This window comes from Chromatiales bacterium 21-64-14 (assembly GCA_002255365.1).
Lineage (GTDB): Bacteria > Pseudomonadota > Gammaproteobacteria > 21-64-14 > 21-64-14 > 21-64-14.
This window is the reverse complement of sequence record NCBI01000003.1, coordinates 1-19,085: the sequence shown is the minus strand read 5'-3', so window position 1 is coordinate 19,085 and position 19,085 is coordinate 1. Positions and strand designations below refer to the sequence as shown.

Annotated in this window: 17 protein-coding genes; 11 read left to right on the top strand and 6 right to left on the bottom strand. The window is 62.0% G+C overall.

Going from position 1 to position 19,085, the window contains the following annotated elements:
* Positions 1-285: 285 nt before the first annotated feature.
* The 5 genes from B7Z66_02935 (at position 286) to B7Z66_02915 (ending at position 4,705) form a co-directional block, all read left to right on the top strand.
* Positions 286-642 (top strand): hypothetical protein, encoded by a 357-nt coding sequence (locus tag B7Z66_02935; GenBank protein OYV77687.1) that lies wholly within the window; start codon positions 286-288, stop codon positions 640-642.
* A 248-nt stretch (positions 643-890) separates the two neighbouring features.
* The gene (locus B7Z66_02930) at positions 891-1,499 is read left to right on the top strand and encodes a repressor LexA (protein ID OYV77686.1); all 609 of its coding nucleotides are present in this window, start codon (positions 891-893) and stop codon (positions 1,497-1,499) included.
* An 84-nt stretch (positions 1,500-1,583) separates the two neighbouring features.
* On the top strand, positions 1,584-2,213 hold the full coding sequence (locus B7Z66_02925) for a hypothetical protein (protein ID OYV77685.1): 630 nt from the start codon (positions 1,584-1,586) through the stop codon (positions 2,211-2,213).
* A 167-nt stretch (positions 2,214-2,380) separates the two neighbouring features.
* The gene (locus tag B7Z66_02920) at positions 2,381-3,874 is read left to right on the top strand and encodes a hypothetical protein (GenBank protein ID OYV77684.1); all 1,494 of its coding nucleotides are present in this window, start codon (positions 2,381-2,383) and stop codon (positions 3,872-3,874) included.
* 111 nt (positions 3,875-3,985) lie between these two features.
* Complete coding sequence (locus B7Z66_02915; protein OYV77683.1) at positions 3,986-4,705, top strand: hypothetical protein; 720 nt, start codon at positions 3,986-3,988, stop codon at positions 4,703-4,705.
* 62 nt (positions 4,706-4,767) lie between these two features.
* On the opposite strand, the gene B7Z66_02910 is transcribed toward B7Z66_02915, so the two are convergent.
* Positions 4,768-5,655, bottom strand: a complete 888-nt coding sequence (locus tag B7Z66_02910; protein OYV77682.1) for a hypothetical protein — start codon at positions 5,653-5,655, stop codon at positions 4,768-4,770.
* A gap of 303 nt (positions 5,656-5,958) precedes the next feature.
* On the opposite strand from B7Z66_02910, the gene B7Z66_02905 reads away from it, so the two are divergent.
* From B7Z66_02905 to B7Z66_02895, 3 genes are all read left to right on the top strand, one after another.
* Positions 5,959-6,870: a hypothetical protein gene (locus B7Z66_02905; protein ID OYV77681.1), complete on the top strand. Its 912-nt coding sequence runs from the start codon at positions 5,959-5,961 to the stop codon at positions 6,868-6,870.
* A 264-nt stretch (positions 6,871-7,134) separates the two neighbouring features.
* Positions 7,135-8,961 carry a chloride channel protein gene (locus B7Z66_02900; protein ID OYV77680.1) on the top strand — a complete coding sequence of 609 codons (1,827 nt, stop codon included), beginning with the start codon at positions 7,135-7,137 and terminating at the stop codon, positions 8,959-8,961.
* 220 nt (positions 8,962-9,181) lie between these two features.
* Positions 9,182-9,385, top strand: a complete 204-nt coding sequence (locus B7Z66_02895) for a hypothetical protein (GenBank protein OYV77679.1) — start codon at positions 9,182-9,184, stop codon at positions 9,383-9,385.
* A gap of 20 nt (positions 9,386-9,405) precedes the next feature.
* Here the strand turns inward: B7Z66_02895 and B7Z66_02890 are convergent, their stop codons facing one another.
* The 3 genes from B7Z66_02890 to B7Z66_02880 form a co-directional block, all read right to left on the bottom strand.
* A complete protein-coding gene (locus B7Z66_02890) occupies positions 9,406-10,188 on the bottom strand; it encodes a hypothetical protein (GenBank protein OYV77678.1) in 783 nt (260 codons plus the stop codon).
* A 179-nt stretch (positions 10,189-10,367) separates the two neighbouring features.
* Complete coding sequence (locus B7Z66_02885; protein OYV77677.1) at positions 10,368-10,736, bottom strand: hypothetical protein; 369 nt, start codon at positions 10,734-10,736, stop codon at positions 10,368-10,370.
* A gap of 574 nt (positions 10,737-11,310) precedes the next feature.
* Positions 11,311-12,030, bottom strand: a complete 720-nt coding sequence (locus B7Z66_02880; protein OYV77676.1) for a hypothetical protein — start codon at positions 12,028-12,030, stop codon at positions 11,311-11,313.
* 219 nt (positions 12,031-12,249) lie between these two features.
* Between B7Z66_02880 and B7Z66_02875 the strand changes: the two genes are divergently transcribed.
* Both B7Z66_02875 and B7Z66_02870 read left to right on the top strand, forming a co-directional pair.
* Positions 12,250-12,804, top strand: a complete 555-nt coding sequence (locus B7Z66_02875; GenBank protein OYV77675.1) for a hypothetical protein — start codon at positions 12,250-12,252, stop codon at positions 12,802-12,804.
* A gap of 89 nt (positions 12,805-12,893) precedes the next feature.
* Positions 12,894-15,260 carry a hypothetical protein gene (locus B7Z66_02870; GenBank protein ID OYV77674.1) on the top strand — a complete coding sequence of 789 codons (2,367 nt, stop codon included), beginning with the start codon at positions 12,894-12,896 and terminating at the stop codon, positions 15,258-15,260.
* Between the two features lie 77 nt (positions 15,261-15,337).
* Here B7Z66_02870 and B7Z66_02865 read toward each other — a convergent pair whose 3' ends face one another.
* On the bottom strand, positions 15,338-16,270 hold the full coding sequence (locus tag B7Z66_02865) for a hypothetical protein (GenBank protein OYV77673.1): 933 nt from the start codon (positions 16,268-16,270) through the stop codon (positions 15,338-15,340).
* 382 nt (positions 16,271-16,652) lie between these two features.
* A complete protein-coding gene (locus B7Z66_02860; GenBank protein ID OYV77672.1) occupies positions 16,653-17,513 on the bottom strand; it encodes a LysR family transcriptional regulator in 861 nt (286 codons plus the stop codon).
* Between the two features lie 598 nt (positions 17,514-18,111).
* Here B7Z66_02860 and B7Z66_02855 point away from each other — a divergent pair.
* Positions 18,112-19,085 (top strand): hypothetical protein (locus tag B7Z66_02855; GenBank protein OYV77671.1); only part of this gene is annotated, 974 nt, incomplete at its 3' end.

The window sequence follows — 19,085 nt, the reverse complement described above, 5'->3', positions numbered from 1 at the left end:
ACCGCAGCGCGTGCGGAGCGCCGGTAGCGGCGTGGACTATTCTTATGGATAAGCGCGGGTTGGAGGATGGATGCGGCCCGTGCCGGGCGAGGCGGCTTGTCGCGAGGAATGTTTCGGGTCTCGCCTAGTCCACAAATGTATCGATAAGGGAGTAATCCCGAGAGGTGGGCAGGGGAACGCCGTTGCGATGGCCGCGCTAGCAGGTACCGGCGCCGGAAGGAAACGGCGCGGTGGGGCCCGTGGCGATGCACCGCCGGCGGGCGTCCCCCGATCGGGTCAGGTGGCATGGAGCTGGAGACCGACATGGAACGCAGATGGAGTGACCGCCTTCACGTGGCGCTGGATGCCGTGCTGTTACCTCAGGATTCCCCGTTGGAGCGTTGCCGCACCCGGGATATCGGGCTGGAGGGTGCCTTTTTATGCACTCGTCAGCCGCGATTCCGGACCGGCACGCGCCTGGATGTGGAATTCCTGGTGCCCCGGGATGGTGAGTTGGCGCGGCGCTGTCTGCCCGCTTTAGTGATACACCACGCCGAGGACGGGCTCGGTGTGATGTTCCTGGCCTTTGACCAGCAGACGTTCCGTTCCATCGAGGAACTGGTGTATGGCACGGCATCGCTGCGGTTGGGCGCGGGAAACTGAAGGAGGTGTCCAGGGGCGCGGACTGCATGGGGGCCGATGTTGATAGCCATTGCCGCGATGGCGCCGGCGCCAGACGTGCGCGCCGCCGTTTTCAATTCCGCTAGGGTTTCCCGGGCGTCACGTAGCCGATGGTTCCCAATACGATAGGCGGGGAGCCGCCATGATGGCCGGGTCATCGGGGGCTTGAGTCCCGCCTGCACCTGTATATAATAACAGGTATCCGGTATCCCCCGACAGGACCGCATCCCATGGAACCGCTCAGTCCCGGCCAAGCCCGGGTTTTGGAAATGATCCGGGAATTTATGACGGATACCGGAATGCCGCCGACCCGGGCCGAGATCGCCCACTCCCTGGGCTTCCGTTCTCCCAATGCCGCTGAGGAGCACCTGCGGGCACTGGCCCGCAAGGGGGCGATCGAACTTCTCCCCGGCGCCTCCCGGGGGATCCGGTTGCGGGAGGAAGACGGGTTGCCGGTGGTGGGCCGGGTAGCGGCGGGCAGCCCGATCCTCGCGGAGCGGCATATCGAGGGCTATCAGGTCCTGGGTCCCAGGCTGTTCCGGCCCCGCGCCGACTATCTGCTGCGGGTGCGCGGTATGAGCATGCGTGAGGCCGGCATCCTGGATGGGGACCTGCTGGCGGTGCATGCCACCCGCGAGGCCCGCAACGGGCAGATCGTGGTGGCCCGTCTGGGAGACGAGGTCACCGTGAAGCGGTTTCACCGGCGCGGCAACCGGGTGCGCTTGTTGCCGGAGAATCCCGACTTCGATCCCATCGAGGTGAACCTGCGCCGGGATCCCCTGACCATCGAGGGTCTGGCGGTCGGACTGATCCGCAACGGTTCTTCCTTCGGAGTGTAGCGGAGCCAGGCGGAGGACGCGCCCGGTGGGCGGCGCACCTCGGCCCAGGGTTCCGCGGTGCCGTCATTCGAGGGTTCTTTCCTCATGAGTCTGGAAACCTTGTTGCGGCGCGCTGATCTGTGGCGTGGTGGTGACCCTTTTCCCGCTGGTGTTGGCAGGGACTGCCTGTCCACTGGGTTTCCTGCACTGGATGCCCGATTTCCGGGAGGTGGCTGGCCCCTGGGGGCGCTCACCGAGGTGTTGACCCCACGGGATGGGATCGGGGGCATGGCATTGGTCCTGCCGGCGCTGGCGCGTTTGAGTCAGCAGCGGCGCTGGATTGCCTGGGTGGCGCCACCTTACCTGCCGTATGCGCCGGCGCTGGCGGACGCGGGGGTGGACTTGTCCCGGGTATTGCTGGTGCATCCCCGCGCCACCCACGACGGTTTGTGGGCGGTAGAGCAGATCCTGCGTGCCGGCACCTGCAGCGCGGTGTTGGCTTGGCCCGCCGCCGGTGGTACCCGCGCGCTGCGCCGGCTGCAGCTCGCGGCGGGGACCGGCGATACCTGGGGCGTGCTGTTCCGTCCCGAGCGGATGGCCGCCGAGCCCTCACCTGCCGTACTGCGGTTGCGGGTGCAGGCGGCAGCGCAGGGCATGTCGGTGCATATTCTCAAGCGCCGTGGTGCCGGGGCCAGCGGTCCAGTGTGGTTGGGCCATGATCCTCCCGATGGGTAAGCCCCGGTCCTGCACGGTGGCAGGCGGGATCCCGGTAACCCGGACCCTGCCGCAAACACCGCGCGGATTCCACTGGGCGTTTCGGCAGGGGTCGGCGCAAGCACGGCCCCTATCCCGGCGGATCGCGGCAACCCGCACCGGCGGGTGATCCCAACACCTGAAGGCCCATGCTCTGGCTCTGTCTGCACCTGCCCCATTTGTCCCTGGAGATCTTTACCCGGGGGGCGTGTCTCGATCCGGTTTCCCGGGTGGTAAGCGACGCCCACAACCGCCGCCCGCGCGTGCTGGACTGCAACCCGGCGGCCGCGGTCCGGGGCGTGCGGCCAGGGATGACGGTGGGGACCGCCCACGCCTTGGCGCCGGATCTCGTAGTGTGGCCACGGGCGCGGGAGGCGGAGCGCCGAGTTCTGCAGCAACTGGCCGGTTGGGCGGGCCAGTTCAGTCCCATGGTGAGTCTGGCGCCGCCACACGAGCTCGTGCTGGAGGTGGAAGGGAGCTGCGGACTGTTTGGCGGGCGTGACCGGTTGGTGGATGCGGTGTACAGGGGAGTGACCGGGCTGGGTCACCAAGTCGTGTGGGCCCTGGCCCCCACGCCCCTGGGGGCTACGCTGCTGGCACGGGGGGGACGGGAAGTGCAGGTGATCGCGCGGTCCCAGTTGCGCGGGATGCTGGCTCGCCTGCCCCTGGGGACGCTGAACCTGTCGCCGCCGGTGCGCGCAGCGCTGCACGGGCTGGGCATGCGTTCCTTGGGAGACTGCCTGCGTTTGCCCCGGGACGGGCTTGTGCGCCGCGCTGGTCCGGACCTGCTGAAGGCCCTGGATCGGGCCCTGGGGGATGCACCGGATCCGCGCGAACCCTATGTGCCGCCGCCGCGATTCGTGGGTCGCCTACCCTTGCCCGCCGCGGTGGAGGAGACCGGGGCCCTGCTGTTTGCGGTACACCGGTTGATCCTGGAACTCAGTGGGTTTCTGGCGGCGCGGGACGCCGGCGTGCGGGAGCTGCGGTTTCACATGATGCATGGAGTGCGGTCGGGCACGGAGGTAGCGCTGAGGCTCACAGCGCCGAGTCGGGATCCCGGGCACCTGCTGGGCTTGATGCGCGTGCGCCTGGAACGGGTGGCGTTGCCCGCTCCGGTGCAGGAGATCGTCCTGCGTGCGAATCCCGTGACACTCCCCAGACGGGATGGGTCGTTGTTTCCCGGGGGTGCCGTGGACGCGGTGGACGCGGGTGATGCCGCCGCGCTGGTCGAGCGGTTGCGGGCGCGGCTCGGGGAACCGGCGGTACACGGCTTGCGCCGGGTGGCGGAGCATCGTCCGGAGCGGGCGTGGGACGCCTGCGACGTGACGGCGGGAGATCGCGGGGATACGGTATTACCTGTGATGACGCATGCCAGGGATCCGTGTGGTACCAGTGGCCTTCCGCCACGGCCCCTATGGTTGTTACCGCGGCCCGCGCCCCTGGCGGTGCGCAACGGCCGTCCCTGCCGGGACGGGACGTTGTCCCTGGGACCCGAGCGGGAACGGATCGAGAGCGGCTGGTGGGACGGCGCTGACGTGGTGCGCGATTATTTCGTGGCCCGCACGGTTCGGGGCGAACGCCTGTGGATCTTCCGCGCGCCCGGCATCCCGGATCGCTGGTTTCTGCATGGGATTTTCGAGTAGGCACCGCAAGCCCATGGCTACCGGGGGTTTTCGGACTCGGACGCGGCGCGTCAACCCCTGCGAGGGTCCGCCGCTACCCTTGTATAGTCGGGGAGACACCCCCTGGAACCCATGCCGACACCGAGCCGGATGCGCCGCATCATCGTAATGAACGCGAAGGGGGGCTGTGGCAAAACTACTATTGCCACCAATCTGGCGAGCCAGTATGCATCCCGGGATTTTCCCACCGCGTTGTTTGACTACGACCCCCAGGCGTCCAGCACGCGCTGGTTGCGCCGGCGTCCCGGCGCGTATGCCTGTCTACATGGCGTCGCTGCTTACGAGACGAGGCTCGCCAACGTCACCCGCACCTGGCAACTGCGGGTTCCTCCGGAGGTCCAGCGGGTGGTGATCGATACCCCCGCCGGCCTCAAAGGTCCGGAACTCGTGGAGCAGTTGCGCGGCGTCGATGTCATCCTGATTCCGGTCTTGCCTTCGCTGATCGATATTCAGTCCACGGCGGATTTCATTCGTGATCTGCTGCTGGTGGGCAAGGTACGCCTGCCTCAGACCCGGCTCGGCATCGTTGCCAACCGGGTGCGGGAAAATACCCTGGCGTTCCGGTCCTTGGAGCGGTTTCTCGCCACTCTGAAGATCCCCGTCATCACCCGGTTGCGCGATACCCAGAACTACGTCCATGCCGCCGAGCGGGGCAGTGGGATCCATGAACTCAAGGCCGGACAGACCCGGCGGGATCTCATGCAGTGGACGGAGATGATGGACTGGCTGGAACCAGATGCTGTCAGTTCGGCGCAGGACCTGGCGCGCGCCGCACCCTCGGTTTGTCAGTAGGTCGAGGCCCGGTCCGGGCGCGGGACGGCGGTACGCAGTCTCCTGGATCGGGCTGCCGGTGATCAGCGCGCCGCGCCGAACACCTTGCGCAGCAGTTGGGTAGTCCTGGCCGCCGGGTTCTCGCGGATCTGCTTCTCTTCCTGGGCGATCATCACGAACAAGCCGTCCACCGCCCGGTCAGTGACGTATTGGTCCAGGTTGAGCTGGTTCGATCCGAGCAGGTGGCCGATACCGCCGGTGCGGTCCAGCAGTTCCTTGTAGCGGGCAGTGACGCCTACGCGGTCGGTAGCCTGAGATACTATCGGCAGCATGCGGCTCACCAGTTCGGGTCCGCTGCGGCGCCGAAAGTATTGCGTTGCGGCGTCCTGTGGTCCCTGCAGGATCGCGCGCGCGTCCTGCACGCTCATCTGGCGGATGGCCTGCATGAAAACGCCGGCCGCTTCTGGTGCCGCGCGCTCCGCGGCTTGATTCATACTGGCCACAAACTGGTCCGTGATCCGCCCCTGGCCCAGCCGGCGCAGTGTGTTTCCCACCGTGGTGAGCTGCGCGGGCAACGGGATGCGGACCTTGGCATCATCCAGGTAGCCTCCCGGGCGCCCGAGTTCCTGAACTGCGTGCTGTACACCGGCCTCCAGGGCCGCGCGCAGGCCGCCGGCCATGTCCTGTTCGGTAAGCGCGCTGTCCGACTTGGCCCCCGCGGTCGGCCCGCGGAGTACATTCAGCCAATCTCCGAGACCAGCGCCGGTGCCGGATATCGGGACCAGGGTCGTAGCGCTCGCCAGCAGTGCGCCCATCAACAGCTTTCCCTTCATCAGGATGCGCCTCCGTGGGTCTGTGGCAGCTCGAAAGCCGCGTGGCACCGGGATCGAGGCACCAACCGGTTCACTATACGCTTTTGGGCTCAGGCGAGCGCCGTGGCGTCGGTGCCTCACCGTCTTCGAGGCCGACATGGCATAGACGTGCGGCGGGCCAGCGGGAGCATGCCAGCATCCTCGGGCCGCGCGAGTATCCCCAATCCCCGATCAGGCACGCTTTCAGCCCTTTGCGCGATTTCCTGCGGGGCCAGTTCACGGCCATACGCGTTGCCCCCAATCATGGAAGCCGCCGGCTTGGAATAGCGTGGTGGCAGGGGTGATGGCACCGAGATCCATTCGCGCCTGCGTACCCCGTGGCGCCGTTGTCGGTGACCGGCGACGATCGAACATCGTGCGTGTCGCCGGAAAAGGCTGATCTCCGAATTATGCCCGGACTCATTGAAATCGGACGCCGCAGACGCCTACCGGGCGCGCCCGGACTCTGTTACCCTGCGTAGCAACCTTATGCCTGTGTCCATGCTATACGCATCTGATGTCCCGACCGCCGCTGTGACGGGCGCGCAGGCCACGCGCGCGCCCACCGAGTTGGCCCAGCCAGCACCGCCGAATCCCTTCAATATCTCCCTGTACAAACCCAATTACCTGATCCCGTATTCCTATATGACCTCCCCCGACCGGGCGGTCTACGCGGGCCACAGCCCGGACGGGGAACAGATCTCTCACAGTGAGGTGCAATTCCAGATCAGCCTGAAGGTCCCGGTGCTGGCGGACATCGCGAAAACCCGGGTGAGCCTATACGGCGCCTATACCCAGACGTCCTTCTGGCAGGCCTACAACCGTTCCGCGTTTTTCCGTGAATCGGACTACGAACCCGAGGTATTTTTGGAATATTCGTGGCAGCGTCCGTTGCCGGGCGGTTGGCAGTGGCAACTGGCCGATCTCGGCTTCGTGCACCAATCCAACGGACAGGGCGGGACCCTGGAGCGGTCCTGGAACCGGGTCTACCTGTCGGGTACCTTGGTGCGCCAGCGCTGGACGGTGTATCTACAGGCGTGGCACGCGATCCGGGGCGCCGGTCTGCTCCAACACAATCCCGACATCAGCCGGTATCTGGGTTACGGAAAGTGGCGGGTGACCTATCACCGGGGCCGGCAGAGCTTCTCCCTGATGTCGCGCAACAACTTGACCAGCGGGTTTTCCCGCGGCGCCTGGAAATTGAGCTGGAGCTTCCCGCTGGTTCAAAAGCTCAATGGTTACGTGCAGGTTTTCTCCGGATATGGCCAAAGCCTGCTGGAATATAACCACCGTACCACCGCAGTTGGAGTAGGCGTCGCCATCAAGAATTGGTGAGCGCCCGCTGCGGTTGCGGGCGGCATGGGGCTTGTCCCTTACTAGAGTCTGTCTCAAAATCGCAGATCGGGCGTTCACGCAAGGCGCGGGCCCTGCGAGGAGCGCAGTTTATACCCAGTAAATGAGCACCGCAGCAGGGTCCGCAACGCCGCATGGGCGACTGGGACGCATTTCGAGATAGGTTCTAGCAGCTCGATACTTTTAGTCCATGTTCATCACGCCCGGATGCCGGGGCGACGGCGCATCTGGTAGAATCCGCCCGCGATGGCGGACCACGACCTTAACGACGCATCAACCACCGATGGATTGCCGCTCGCGCCGTCCCTGGGTGTCGCCTTGGAATCGGCGCGCATCCCCCGGCATTCCACGCTGGTTGACCGCCGCGTTATAAAAATCAGCGCATTGGCTTTTTTGGTGGGCATCATCGCTGCGCTGGTGGCCCAGGGTTTGATGCGCCTTATCGGGTTGATCACCAACCTTGCGTTTTACGGCCGTCTGGACAGTGCATTCGTTTCGCCCGCCGCCAATCACTTGGGGCTCATCGTCGTTCTGGTGCCAGTAGTGGGGGCCATCGTCATTGGCTTTATGGCGCGCTATGGCTCCCAGGCGATCCGTGGGCACGGCATCCCGGAGGCGATGGAGCAGATACTGCTCAACCGGAGCCGCATACCCGCCCGCGTGACCATTCTCAAGCCGCTGTCGGCGGCGATCTCGATCGGGACCGGCGGCCCGTTCGGCGCTGAAGGTCCGATCATTGCGACCGGTGGCGCGCTCGGATCGCTATTCGGCCAGTGGGTGAGAGTAACCGCGAACGAGCGTAGGACCTTACTCGCTGCCGGTGCAGCGGCGGGCATGGCGGCGACGTTCGGAAGTCCGCTGTCCGCGATTCTGCTCGCCATAGAACTCCTGTTGTTCGAGTTCAGCACGCGTTCCGTGGTCCCGGTGGCGATCGCCAGCGGTACGGCGGCGATCGTGCGCGTGGCGTTCATGGGCACGTCACCGATGTTTGCAATGCCTTCCTTGGCTTGGCCGACCCTGCCGGCGCTCGGTGCGTACATCGCATTGGGCGCGGTGATCGGTATCGCCGCGGTGTACATTACCCGTGCTGTATACGCGGTGGAGGATGGGTTCTCCCGTCTCCCGATCCACTGGATGTGGTGGCCCGCTATCGGTGCCATCGCCGTCGGTGTCATCGGATACTGGGTTCCCCGCACGCTCGGGGTGGGTTACGAAAACATCATTGATGTGCTGTCCGGCGCACTGGTTGGAAAGGCGCTGATCCTCCTATGTATTTTTAAACTGATTTCCTGGGTCATCGCGTTGGGCAGCGGCACCTCCGGAGGTACGCTTGCTCCGCTCATGACCGTCGGCGCCGGTTTAGGGGCCTTGCTTGGGAAAATGCTTGCGCTTGTTTTGCCACACCTGGGAGTCGATCCTGGCATGGCCGCCCTCGTTGGGATGGCCGCGATCTTCGCCGGCGCATCACGCGCCCTGTTCATGTCTATCGTTTTCGTAATCGAGACGACTTGGCAGGCTGCGGCCCTGTTGCCGCTGGTTATAGGTTGTACGGCGGCGTATCTGGTTTCGAGTGTTCTTATGCAGAACACGATCATGACGGAGAAGATCGCACGCCGTGGGGTGCGCGTGCCCGTCGAGTACACCGCTGACTTTCTGTTCCAGGTTCTGGTCCGGGACTATGCGTCCTACCCGGCGGTTACCCTAAAGGCCGGTTCCACGCTGGCGGAAGTGCGCGCGTGGTTGGATTCCGGTGGGTCCGGAACTGGGCATCAGGGGTTTCCGCTAGTGGATGATGCCGGAAAATTGTGCGGAATCGTAACCCGTAAGGATCTGTTTGCCCCGGGTATGGCGCCAGGAACACGATTGCACGCACTGATCAAGCGTCCACCGCGCGTCGTCTACGAAGAAGACGCGGTTGGGGATGCCGCGGAATGGATGGCGCAGGAGAACATCGGGCGTGTGCCGGTAGTGTGTCGGGCCGATCCTGATCACGTGCTGGCCATGTTGACGCGCAGTGATATCATGGCGGCGTATCACCATCGTTCGGAGCAGATGTACCGGGTGGAAGGCTGAACGGATTACGGCGTGCGGTGATGGATACATCGAGGCCGGTTCCGGGATCGTTCCCGGAGTCTCCCCGGGGCTTGGTCGGGCGGTAAAGATCGCGGGCCCGGGCCGGGCGGACATCGCGGGATCCGCCGCACGACGAGTCGGGCCGGCTCCCGGGGGGCGTAGGCATGGGCAAGGCTACGGATACTAATGCGCAGTGCATGGGCCATATGGCAGGCGTCTATTGGTCCATCGCGGCGATTCCGCTTTCGCATTGATGGGCAACCTTCTGGTGGACCGCAACCCACGTCCTGTGGTGAGCGCTCTGGCGTGGGGAATCGCCGTGCCCATGGCCCTGGGCGGCTATACGAGCGCAGTGCTCAACTCGCTGGCGGTGGTGGGCGTGCTCATTGTGCTGGGGTTCTATTTCCGCGGTCTTGAGGCTTGAGCCCTGCGCTTCGGCCTTGCTCACGTAGCAGGTGCGGCGCCGCCGTGCAGCAGCGACTGAACGATGCGCAGCAGCTGCGGGTCGGAGACGCGGTCGGCCTGGGTAAAGACCTTGCGGATGTTGCCGTCGGGGCCGACGATTTCCAGGGCGTCGTTGTGGCTCACGTCGTAGTCAGGTTTTGCCCGTTCCGCCAGCGGGTTTTCGACGACCGGCTGCGGGAACCATGCGCCGTGAGCGCGTTCCGACTTCGCGTTGCGGGCCTCCTCCGCGAGACTCACGCGCTGGTAGGCGATGTGGAAACCGCCAGTAACGACGCGGCGGACCTGCTTCGCGGGGCCGGTGAGAAACTGCCAGTGGAGGTCTTGTGGATCCCAGCCGTATTCACGTAGGAAGGCACGCATCTGCCGTGGTCCGGTGGTCCGCGGTGCGACGTTGAAGGCTATCAGCTCGACCTGATCCCGGAGCCCGGCGGCGCGCAGGGTGTTCTCGAACCCCGCCAAGTGCGCGGCGATCAGGGGGCAGTAGGTGGTGCAGTAGGGGAAGAGGAAGGTCACGATCTGGACCTTGCCCCGAAACTGGCCGGAATGCACCGTGTGGCCCAGTTGATCCACGAACTGGTACTGGGGCGCCGGACCGTAGCTCGGCAGTTCCGCCGCCGCGGTGTGCGCCGTTCCGGCGTGGCCGGTCCACCAGCCGATCGCCGCGGACGCGGCGAGGGCAACGCCGATTACCAGGACCCAGAGGCCGCGGTGCACGGTACGCGGAATTTCGGGTGGAGTATTTCCAACGGGTGACGGATTCATGGGGCATGGGCCTCCGGGCTGCGTCCGGTTAGATGCGTCCGCGCGCGGCTAAGTTCCGGGTTGATGGCGGCGCGGGCGCTTGGGCCACGTAAGGCGGAAAACTAACGCGTTCCAGCCGGATTGGCCGGAAATTGCAGGTGTCTCCCCACGGACCCGCGAGGATCCGGCGGGGGGGCCGGTCAGGCGATGGCCAGCTCCAACCCGGGCAGATTCACCGCTATGGGGCCGACATCTGGAAAGCGGTATCCGACCTTGGGCGACAATTCCTCGGCCAGATAGCGTTCGACCCCGCTGCGGTCGGCGGGTGCAACCCGCGACCAAGTCACGAACAACTCCTGGCCCGCGTACTGCTGGACTGCCGGGTCGGTGCGGTGCTCCGCGAGCCGCTCCCGAATGATGCCTTGCCCCACGCAGACACAGTTCGGCGCGCCGCCGCCGTGCCAGATGACGTAGACCCCGTCCATATTGGAAAAATGCTGGTCATTGAGGTCGACCGTGTACAACTCACACCAGGTATCCCCTGAACATTTGTTCCAATAAATCTTCATCGGCTCACCCTCTTGGTGGTTTCCGACACAAGATATAGGCCCAGTACCCGCTACGTGCCTCCTTCCTGCCCGCGTTACACAAGATATTGGGTCTACCCCGCGCCCAAGGGTACCCCCGGCACTGCATCCTGTCCAGGGCTTATCCTGGCATGGGGCGTGGTTGGCCAGTTTGGGTTGGGATCAGCAAGAGGCGCTTACGGCGCCCCCACTACAGTGGGATTCCGGGTGGATGCGCAGCGCCTGCCGGGATTCGGGCCGAACGCGCTAGGGTGGAGCTGAATGGAGCACTGAAGGGCGTCTCGCATCGCTTGCTGCTAGAACCTATCTCAAAATCGCAGATCGGGCGTTCAGGCAAGGCGCGGGCCCTGCGAGGAGCGCAGTTTACACCCCGTAAATGAGCACCGCAGCAGGGCCTGCAACGCCGCATGGGCGACCGAGATGCATTTTGAGATCGGTTCTAATAAAGCCCCACCAGTAAGCGGCAGTAGATGAGGGCCTAGACATCGATGCCCATAGGGTGGCGCACGCGGCGCGCATATACAGGTCTCCATTTTCGGCCACCAGAGCGTCGGTGCTACACCACTCCGGCTACCAGCGGCGGGGTTCCTGCGACGGCGATCATGTGTTCCAGCAGTTCCTCACTTTCGATACGCATGCGCCTATGCTCCATGTTCACGACCCCCAAGCGCTTGAGTTCGCCGAGTACCGAAGTTACGGTCTGGCGCGTGGTGCCCACCATGTCGGCAATCTCTTGATGTGTAAGTGGAATATCTAGATCGATGCCAAGGTCAGTGCGTTTTCCGTAACGCGCGCATAAACGCAGGATTAGCTTGATCACTCGCGCTGGCACGTCGTCGGTGGCGAGGTTCAGTAGCATGTCGCTTAGGACACGCATGCGGCATGACAGTAGATCGATGACCTGCATAGCGGTAGTGGGGTAGTGCTCCAAGAACTGGGTGAAATCGTCGCGGCGCAGGCACAATACCTGCGCGTCAGAGCAGACTTGAGCAAACACGCCGCGTTGCCCGCCACGCCAAACCTCGGCGAGCCCGAATATCTCGCCGGGAAAACAGAACCACAAAATCACTTCCTTGCCGGAATCGGCGAGCTTGTAGATTTTGGCGCGGCCCTCCTGCAGGACATACACGTTTTGACCGGGTGCGCCCGACTGGAATACGTGATCCCCTTTCCGAAACGCACGGCGACATCCCAAGGCAAGTAGGGCCTCACGTTCAACCTTCGGTAAATTCCCGAGGAAGTCTGAAGGTGGATGGCTCAAGCCGTGCTCAACCATGCGTCCTCCCTGGTTACCTGCAACCCATCACTATATGTCGGTTTTCTTATATACGACTGAATGTCGGCTAGACGACAGCCGACCCGCTTCCCCGGAATCGATATTTAATCCGTATCTATTGATGGACAGGCTCAATTTATAGTACCAGCCGCCCGCCGGAGTGCAAGGTGGATAGCATGGGTCTTCCACTGACCGCGAAAACACCAGGAGGGCGGAATTGTGGGCGCTGCCGTTGAAGATCACTCTGACCGTCTGGTCGCTACGACGAGCGGGAAAGTCCTGGGAATACTTCGCCAACAAAATCTGAAAAAGTGGTCGAAACCCTACCCATACATCCATCGGCTTGTTCAGCGCTTGGACGATGTGCGCATTAATTTTCCAGGTTTTGCCCCGCATTGGGGGCTGGTCAACCGACGCTATGACGGTTCGGGTCGTTGTGGTCGGGGTTGGTGGCTGTTCAACGTCGCAGCGATCGTCATGCTGGCGCCCAGCCTGTATCGCATGGACCCGCAAGTCCATCTGCGCCCCGCCGCGTCTGCCATGCGCGTGTCCGACACGGATAACTATGCCTATCTGCTCCCGACACAGATCATTGCCGTGGTGATCGCCTACGGCTCCGATACGTTTTGCGTTGCCGACCGCGCCACGCGCGGATGGCTCTGCGTTTCGATCGCCATGGTCTGCGGGGCGCTGATTATGGCGTCTTGGCATACTTTTACTTGGGCTACCTGTCTGGGGCCCGACAGCGCCATGGCCACTTTGATTGGACAATGACATGGTCCTGGCCAGTCGTTTCGTGACCCAACAATGGGAGAACCATCGTGAAGAAGCTGTCCGATGTGGAATTAAAAAGGACCTTGGGGATGTACATTGCCCCGAAGGATCTTTACAAAAAAACCAAGAACATGGCCTTTCTTGGCAAGGTGAGCTGTCACACCGATCGACTGGTCGCAGGGAGCTGGGATGAGATCGTCCTTGATTATGAAGTGGGCGCCTCCGGCATTGCCGACGGCGCGTGGGTCAAGGCGACGTTTAAATTTTATTCGGACTGGGCGTTGTTTCAGACGGACGATCCAACCGGCGCCAATTACGTTTCGGCGGAGTACCAGGCCGGGCCCCTAGCGTCCGGTCAGAGTCCGGCCACGGTCCAGTCTCTCAAGGTCAGATTCGACCAGAAGGGCCACGAACGCCCGTTCCAGAAGGCCGTGATCGTCGACACCGTAGATGGATACTTGAAGCCCGGCGACCACATCATCATTCGCTTGGGGGACAAGCGCGCCGGCGGGCCGGGAACACGTGTACAGACCTTCGTCGAGGAAGGTTTCCGCTTCCGCTGTTATGTCGATCCGCTAGGAACATCGCGCTTCGCCGCGATTCCCGGCGACATCGTCATTGACGTGGTCCCCGGCACGCCCGCGCAGCTACAGCTAGTCGGCTCACGCATGTTACGCATTGATCAGAAACTCCCGATCCGGGTGCGCGCCGAGGACGAATGGGGTAACACCTGCCGGGACCTCGATGGAAAAGTGGCCATTGAGGCGACGCTGAACGGAGAGAAGGTCTATGAAAGGACGGTCGGACTGGCCGGCACGGGCTGGGCAGTAGCGTTGCTCGACGACCTTCCTACGAAGCATGCGGGCGAACTGATCCTGACCGCCCGCATGCTTGACCGCCCGGGGGTTCCCGAGCATATATTTTATGTCACCATCTCCGACGACCTGTCGGTACCACGGCTGTACTATGGCGACCTGCATGTCCATTCAGACGACACCGTTGGTACTAACAACACGGTCTACAATCTGACCTACGGCCGCGACGTTTCCGGGCTTGACGTACTTGGTTATACCGCCAACGATTTTCAGGTTACCAAGGCGCGCTGGGATGCAGCGGTAGAAACCATTGACGGCTTGAATAAGAACGGAGAGTTCGTATGTTATCCGGGCACCGAGTGGTGTGGCAATTCTTGTGCGGGTGGCGACCATAATGTCGTATTTCTGCACGGAAAGAAGCCCGAATTTCCGTTTGACAAGGACGGAAACGTTTGTCGTTCATTCGAATGGAACGAAGACATGGCTTCCGACACCATCGAGCCGGGCGCGTGGCCGCTGGAGGAACTCTGGGCTACCTATGCCCACGATCCTGAAGGGCACCTGCTGATGCCCCACGTGGGCGGGCGGCGCTGTATCCTTGACTGGCACCATCCAGTGCTGGAACGTCTGGTTGAAATTGGATCGGCCTGGGGCCAGTTCCCCTGGTTATACCGCGAGACCATGGCGCGCGGTTACAAGCTCGGCGCATCTGCCAACGGCGATGAACATCGCGGGCGCTGCGGCGGCGGAGTGCCCGGCACTGCCGTGTTCGGCGTCAAGGGCGGTGTTACCGGTATCATCGCCGAGAAGCTCGATCGAAAGACCGTCGGCAAGGCGTTGCGCGCCCGTCACACATGGGCAACCACTGGTGAGCGTACGGTTGGACTTTCCTGGTGCGGCAAACATATTCAGGGCGATGAATTTGAACACCAGGGAGGCGCCGAGGTCGGCTACCGTTTTCTCGGCGACGTCGGTTGGGAGGAGATTGCGGCCTATGACCACACCGGTTTGATCTGGCGACGCAACCTGCATGAAGAATGCGGCTACTCGGATCGCCGCATTCGTCTGCGCTGGGGTGGCGCCCGCATCAAAGATCGTTACCGCTGGGCGACATGGAAAGGCACGATCACTATCATTAACGGCGTTATCAATAATTTCCGCGGCGTGGGCTTTGAGCACCGCGAAGAAAGCGCCTGGCGAGGTCCGCTCAGCAAGGCGTCCCACGGCGAACAAAAAGTCAGCTTCCGCTCCGATACCTACGGTGACGCGGACGGCATCGAACTGGACGTTAGCAATTTGGGCCGGTGCCGCATCCGCGTAGAGGGCACCATAGACGGATACGTCAAGGTTGGGAATCCGCTGGATGGAAATCCATTCATACACTGTCCAGAGTTCTGCTGGGAGCTTACCGGTGAGGAACTGATGGCCGGGAACGGTGCGCTGATCAAGGAACTAGGCGGTCAGGATATGTTCCTGGCGATGGAGCGGCTAACAGAGGCCGGGCTCCCGCGGGATATGCCGGGTGCCATCGATATCGACCCGCGCAACGGACCGCATGGTTTTAGACCCGTCTATATAGCCGGGCGTCAGCTGGATCAATCTATGGCTTGGACATCGGCACTGTTCATAAGCTTTAAGTGATTGGCGCGCGTCCGGCGTGCGTGGGTCCGATGCCGGTCTCGCGTGGCCTTTGGCACCGCCGCCTTTCAGGATATTCTTTACGCGATTAGGGGCGCGTCCAGGCCGTGTGTCCGATAGGTCTGCGCGGCGGCGTCCTGGCGCAGGAACTCATGGAACTGCGGGCCCCATGGCCCACCGTCGCCTATTAGCCCGACACCGTAAGTCGTGACCACATGATGGGCGAAAGGGCCGGCGTCGGCGTTGCCGGGCAGCGCGACCATTTCGAAGTGATCCGGGAAAACGCGCAGGTAGCGCAGTGCCAGATGGTGATACAACACCGCTACATCCGCCTGTCCAGATGCCAGTGCAGCAGGCGCCTCACGGTGGTGAACGAGACGGCCGTGCATGCAAGCTGGGTTGCTGTGCTCTAGCCTATCGGCCAAGGCGCCGGCGTCCAGGCCGGCCGCGCGTGCAAGCGCGCATAGCGTTTCGCTATAGGTGCGAAAACTTGCCCGTTCCCGTTCCGGGTTGGACAGAAACAGGCGTATGTCGTCGCGATACAGGTCACGCATTCCGCGCACGCCGCGCGGATTGCCGCGAACGACCATAAGCGCGCAGCCGCGGCTGCGGGCGAAGGGCTGGATTCGGTGTATCGGCCCGTGCCGGGACAAGGGTTCCAGCACGTCCAGTGGCGAGATGAACACCTGGGGTGCGAGCGTTAATCGCAGATTTCCTAAACGAATTTCGCCGCTTGTGAGCATTGACGCGATCACGTTCGGGGGTAGCGTTACATAAAACACGTCGCCGACGGCCGGGTATTGTGCAACGAAGGCGCGTAGCACTTGCTCCAGCGCCATGTGATGGTTCCCGTCCGAAAACAGCGTAAGCCCGGCCGTTGTGGGATCGCCGTGAAAATCAAACACACGGTTGAAGCCGCCGTCGTTCCAACGGAATTCATTTTCGTCGGTGCGTGCTGCCTCTACGGGCCATGGGAGCATATCTGGCGGCGCAGGGGTATGGCGGTGTTCCATGGTTGATACCTCCGTTGTGCCACGATGCGTATTCCGTCTACCGGCATTGGGAATGCGCGGGTGCCATAGGGAACCATAGTCTGGCTAGATGTTGCCGCCCTTTGGTGGGCGGGACGCTCGGGCAGCGTGGCAACGGCGCTTGCGTGCCAGCCCGCTGAAGAACAAAGAAAATGCAAATCGGGTATCAAGTAGTGCCTGTATAGCGATGTCGACGGTTGTGCAATCGTATTATGGCGCCCCGGCCAGAATTCGAAGCTGAGACCTTTCCTCAGGCGGGGGACCACTGCTTGCCGTTGGATGGTCTTTATGTCCTGTCCGTAGTGATCAATGTGCCTATTGTTGCAGATCTTGGGGCCTGGTCGGAGTTGCGCTAGGCCTCCGTTCAGGTCGCAGCCGGTTCGTGGATCTCTCCTGCCAGCTCGCGCAGACCGTGCAGGGCTAGGATCATGCCTTCGCTCTCGGCCGCGCGCGGGAATACCATGTAGGCTGGATGGATGAACTCGGGCCCGTCGTTGACCTTGAACAACCGGCCGTCGTCGATAAAGGGCTGAGCCATGCGTATCGGGAGGAAACAGCAACCACCATTGGCCAGGACCAGCTGTACCCCAAGCCACCCGATGGTGACTACCTGGGATGGTCGCTCCAGGTCTGGAAACGTCTCACGGTGCTTTGCATAGAACCCAGGACCCCATTCGACATAGATGTAGTTCTCACCGGGCCATTTAGTGTCGCGGCGTGAACTGACTAGAACCAGTGTCTCGTCAAACAGATGTTCGACCACTAGGCCGGGTGAGTGGCTGGGGGTATACATCAGGCCGATATCCAGGGTGCCCTCGACCAAACGCCGCATCAGATCATCTTCGAAGCCGATCTCACTGCGGATGGATACATCGGCAGCGGCTTTGCGCATCCAACCGACCCAGCTGGGCAAAAATCCTTCCCACAGGGCGATGCGCCCACCTATACGGATGCTGGTTCGGTAGCGATCGGGCAAGCCAACGTCATGACGGGCCTGTTCAACCGTCAATACGAGGGTCTTGGCGTGTTGTATGAAACGGCGCCCGGCCGGTGTCAGCGTGGCCCCGGCGCGGCTGCGCACGAAAAGCCTGACCCCTAGATCGGTCTCCAAGCGCTGGACCCGGGCGCTCACTGTGGATTGAGTGACGTGCAACCGCGTCGCCGCCTCCAGGAAGCTGCCGTGGGCGGCGATGGCGAGAAAGGTGCGAGCTTGGTCTATGTCCACTGAGTGCCGCAAGCTATATCGTTATATTTACAGTTTCGATAATAACACCCAATAAATATCGTTTGTAGCATATTAGCTTGCCCTAATAAGATGCACCAAGTCCGAAAAACAGGAAGCTCTGATGCACGCAGCCGACTTTTGCCGCCCTCCGGGAAGATACGCTTTCCATCAATCTCGATTGGGACGGAACACCATCCGTGATCAACGCCTGCGACCGCCCTGCCGGCCTGATCGTGGTCCTCGCCACTACAGACAAACTGTATTTGGCGCCGAAACAGCGTAAGGCCATCTGCTGCCTCCACTAGGCGATGGGCAGCCCACTCGATCGTCAATATACATAACGCACGCAACGGACGCTGGCCGCCCGATGTCCGGGCATATGCCAGCGTTTCTTGGCGCGCTGCGCGCCTCGGTCCGAGTGGGCGCCAACCGCATAGAAATGTATGTCTAGAAATCCAAAACACGCTAAGGAAAATCGCGAATCGGGACAAAATAGAATCCGCAGCGTTAGCGATCTTCGTATTTTCGCCGCATTACGAGAATGCCATTCACAAAGAATGACCGGCCTTGTTGGCTCGTGAACTTCCAATTATCTGAAATGAAAATCTCCGTGATTGACTGGACCGACTATTCACGCTCGCTGCCTTCCGCGCAGTTTATATTGCTTAACCTCGCCTTGGGTGTTGGCCACTTCCTGGTGTTATTGAACGCAGGTGCCTATCTCCCGATGCTCCCCAATATTGCGGGCACCCTAGGCGAGGGTGTTCCGTACGCGGTTTGGGGCCAAAGTAACTATTTCGTCATGATGGGGGCGGCCATGCTGATTACACGGCCGCTCATAAGGAAGTGGGGTGTAAAAAACATAGCGCTTTTTGCTTATTTTACTTTTGGGACCGCCAGCGCAGCCGTTTTGCTCGCACTACCTTATTACCAGCTCGTCACCATCGCGAGAATGGCGCAGGGGTTCGCGGCAGGGACGAGTATTATTGCCTCTTTCATTTTATTGCGTGAAAGTTTCCAGGAAAGCAAACAGCAAATAGCTATCACGCTATGGAGTTTGGCGCTATTTATTCCCTTCTCCGTCGGCCCCATTGTCGGCGGCTTTTTCGCCTACATTGAAGACGACTGGCGCCTGCTGTTCGTCGTCTCGACGTTAGTATCGTATTTTGTCACCGGCGTTCTTTGGGCGCTACTCGCAGACCGGCAAGATGTCCCGGACAGGCCGTATTCGGTCTCGGGGCATTTATGGCTTTTTATTGTGTTCTGCGCTGCCGCCCTAACATTCCAGCAGTTTTTCAATATTGGGATAATAAGTGATATCAGTAACCGCTGGTCAACCCACTGGTGGATTTTCGCGGCATTTTCGGGGTTCGCATGGTTGTTCTGGGTTCTGAACAATGCAGCGAAGGCGCCGCTTGTGGATTTGTCCCTCTTTAAATATCCCAATTATGCATTTGGCACGCTGATCCTTTGTCTCGCTTTTTTGTGCTTTCAGGGCTCAATAGTGGAATACGTCCTGCGCCTGGAACTGGTCGAAGGATTCACCCCGTGGCATGCGGGTCTGGTATTTCT

Coding starts and splice junctions, on each gene's coding strand:
- B7Z66_02930 (OYV77686.1), top strand. CDS start 891: ATGGAACCGCTCAGTCCCGGCCAAGCCCGGGTTTTGGAAATGATCCGG.
- B7Z66_02920 (OYV77684.1), top strand. CDS start 2,381: ATGCTCTGGCTCTGTCTGCACCTGCCCCATTTGTCCCTGGAGATCTTT.
- B7Z66_02900 (OYV77680.1), top strand. CDS start 7,135: ATGGCGGACCACGACCTTAACGACGCATCAACCACCGATGGATTGCCG.
- B7Z66_02935 (OYV77687.1), top strand. CDS start 286: ATGGAGCTGGAGACCGACATGGAACGCAGATGGAGTGACCGCCTTCAC.
- B7Z66_02910 (OYV77682.1), bottom strand. CDS start 5,655: ATGTCGGCCTCGAAGACGGTGAGGCACCGACGCCACGGCGCTCGCCTG.
- B7Z66_02880 (OYV77676.1), bottom strand. CDS start 12,030: ATGGTTGAGCACGGCTTGAGCCATCCACCTTCAGACTTCCTCGGGAAT.
- B7Z66_02885 (OYV77677.1), bottom strand. CDS start 10,736: ATGAAGATTTATTGGAACAAATGTTCAGGGGATACCTGGTGTGAGTTG.
- B7Z66_02870 (OYV77674.1), top strand. CDS start 12,894: ATGTACATTGCCCCGAAGGATCTTTACAAAAAAACCAAGAACATGGCC.
- B7Z66_02865 (OYV77673.1), bottom strand. CDS start 16,270: ATGGAACACCGCCATACCCCTGCGCCGCCAGATATGCTCCCATGGCCC.
- B7Z66_02915 (OYV77683.1), top strand. CDS start 3,986: ATGCCGACACCGAGCCGGATGCGCCGCATCATCGTAATGAACGCGAAG.
- B7Z66_02890 (OYV77678.1), bottom strand. CDS start 10,188: ATGAATCCGTCACCCGTTGGAAATACTCCACCCGAAATTCCGCGTACC.
- B7Z66_02925 (OYV77685.1), top strand. CDS start 1,584: ATGAGTCTGGAAACCTTGTTGCGGCGCGCTGATCTGTGGCGTGGTGGT.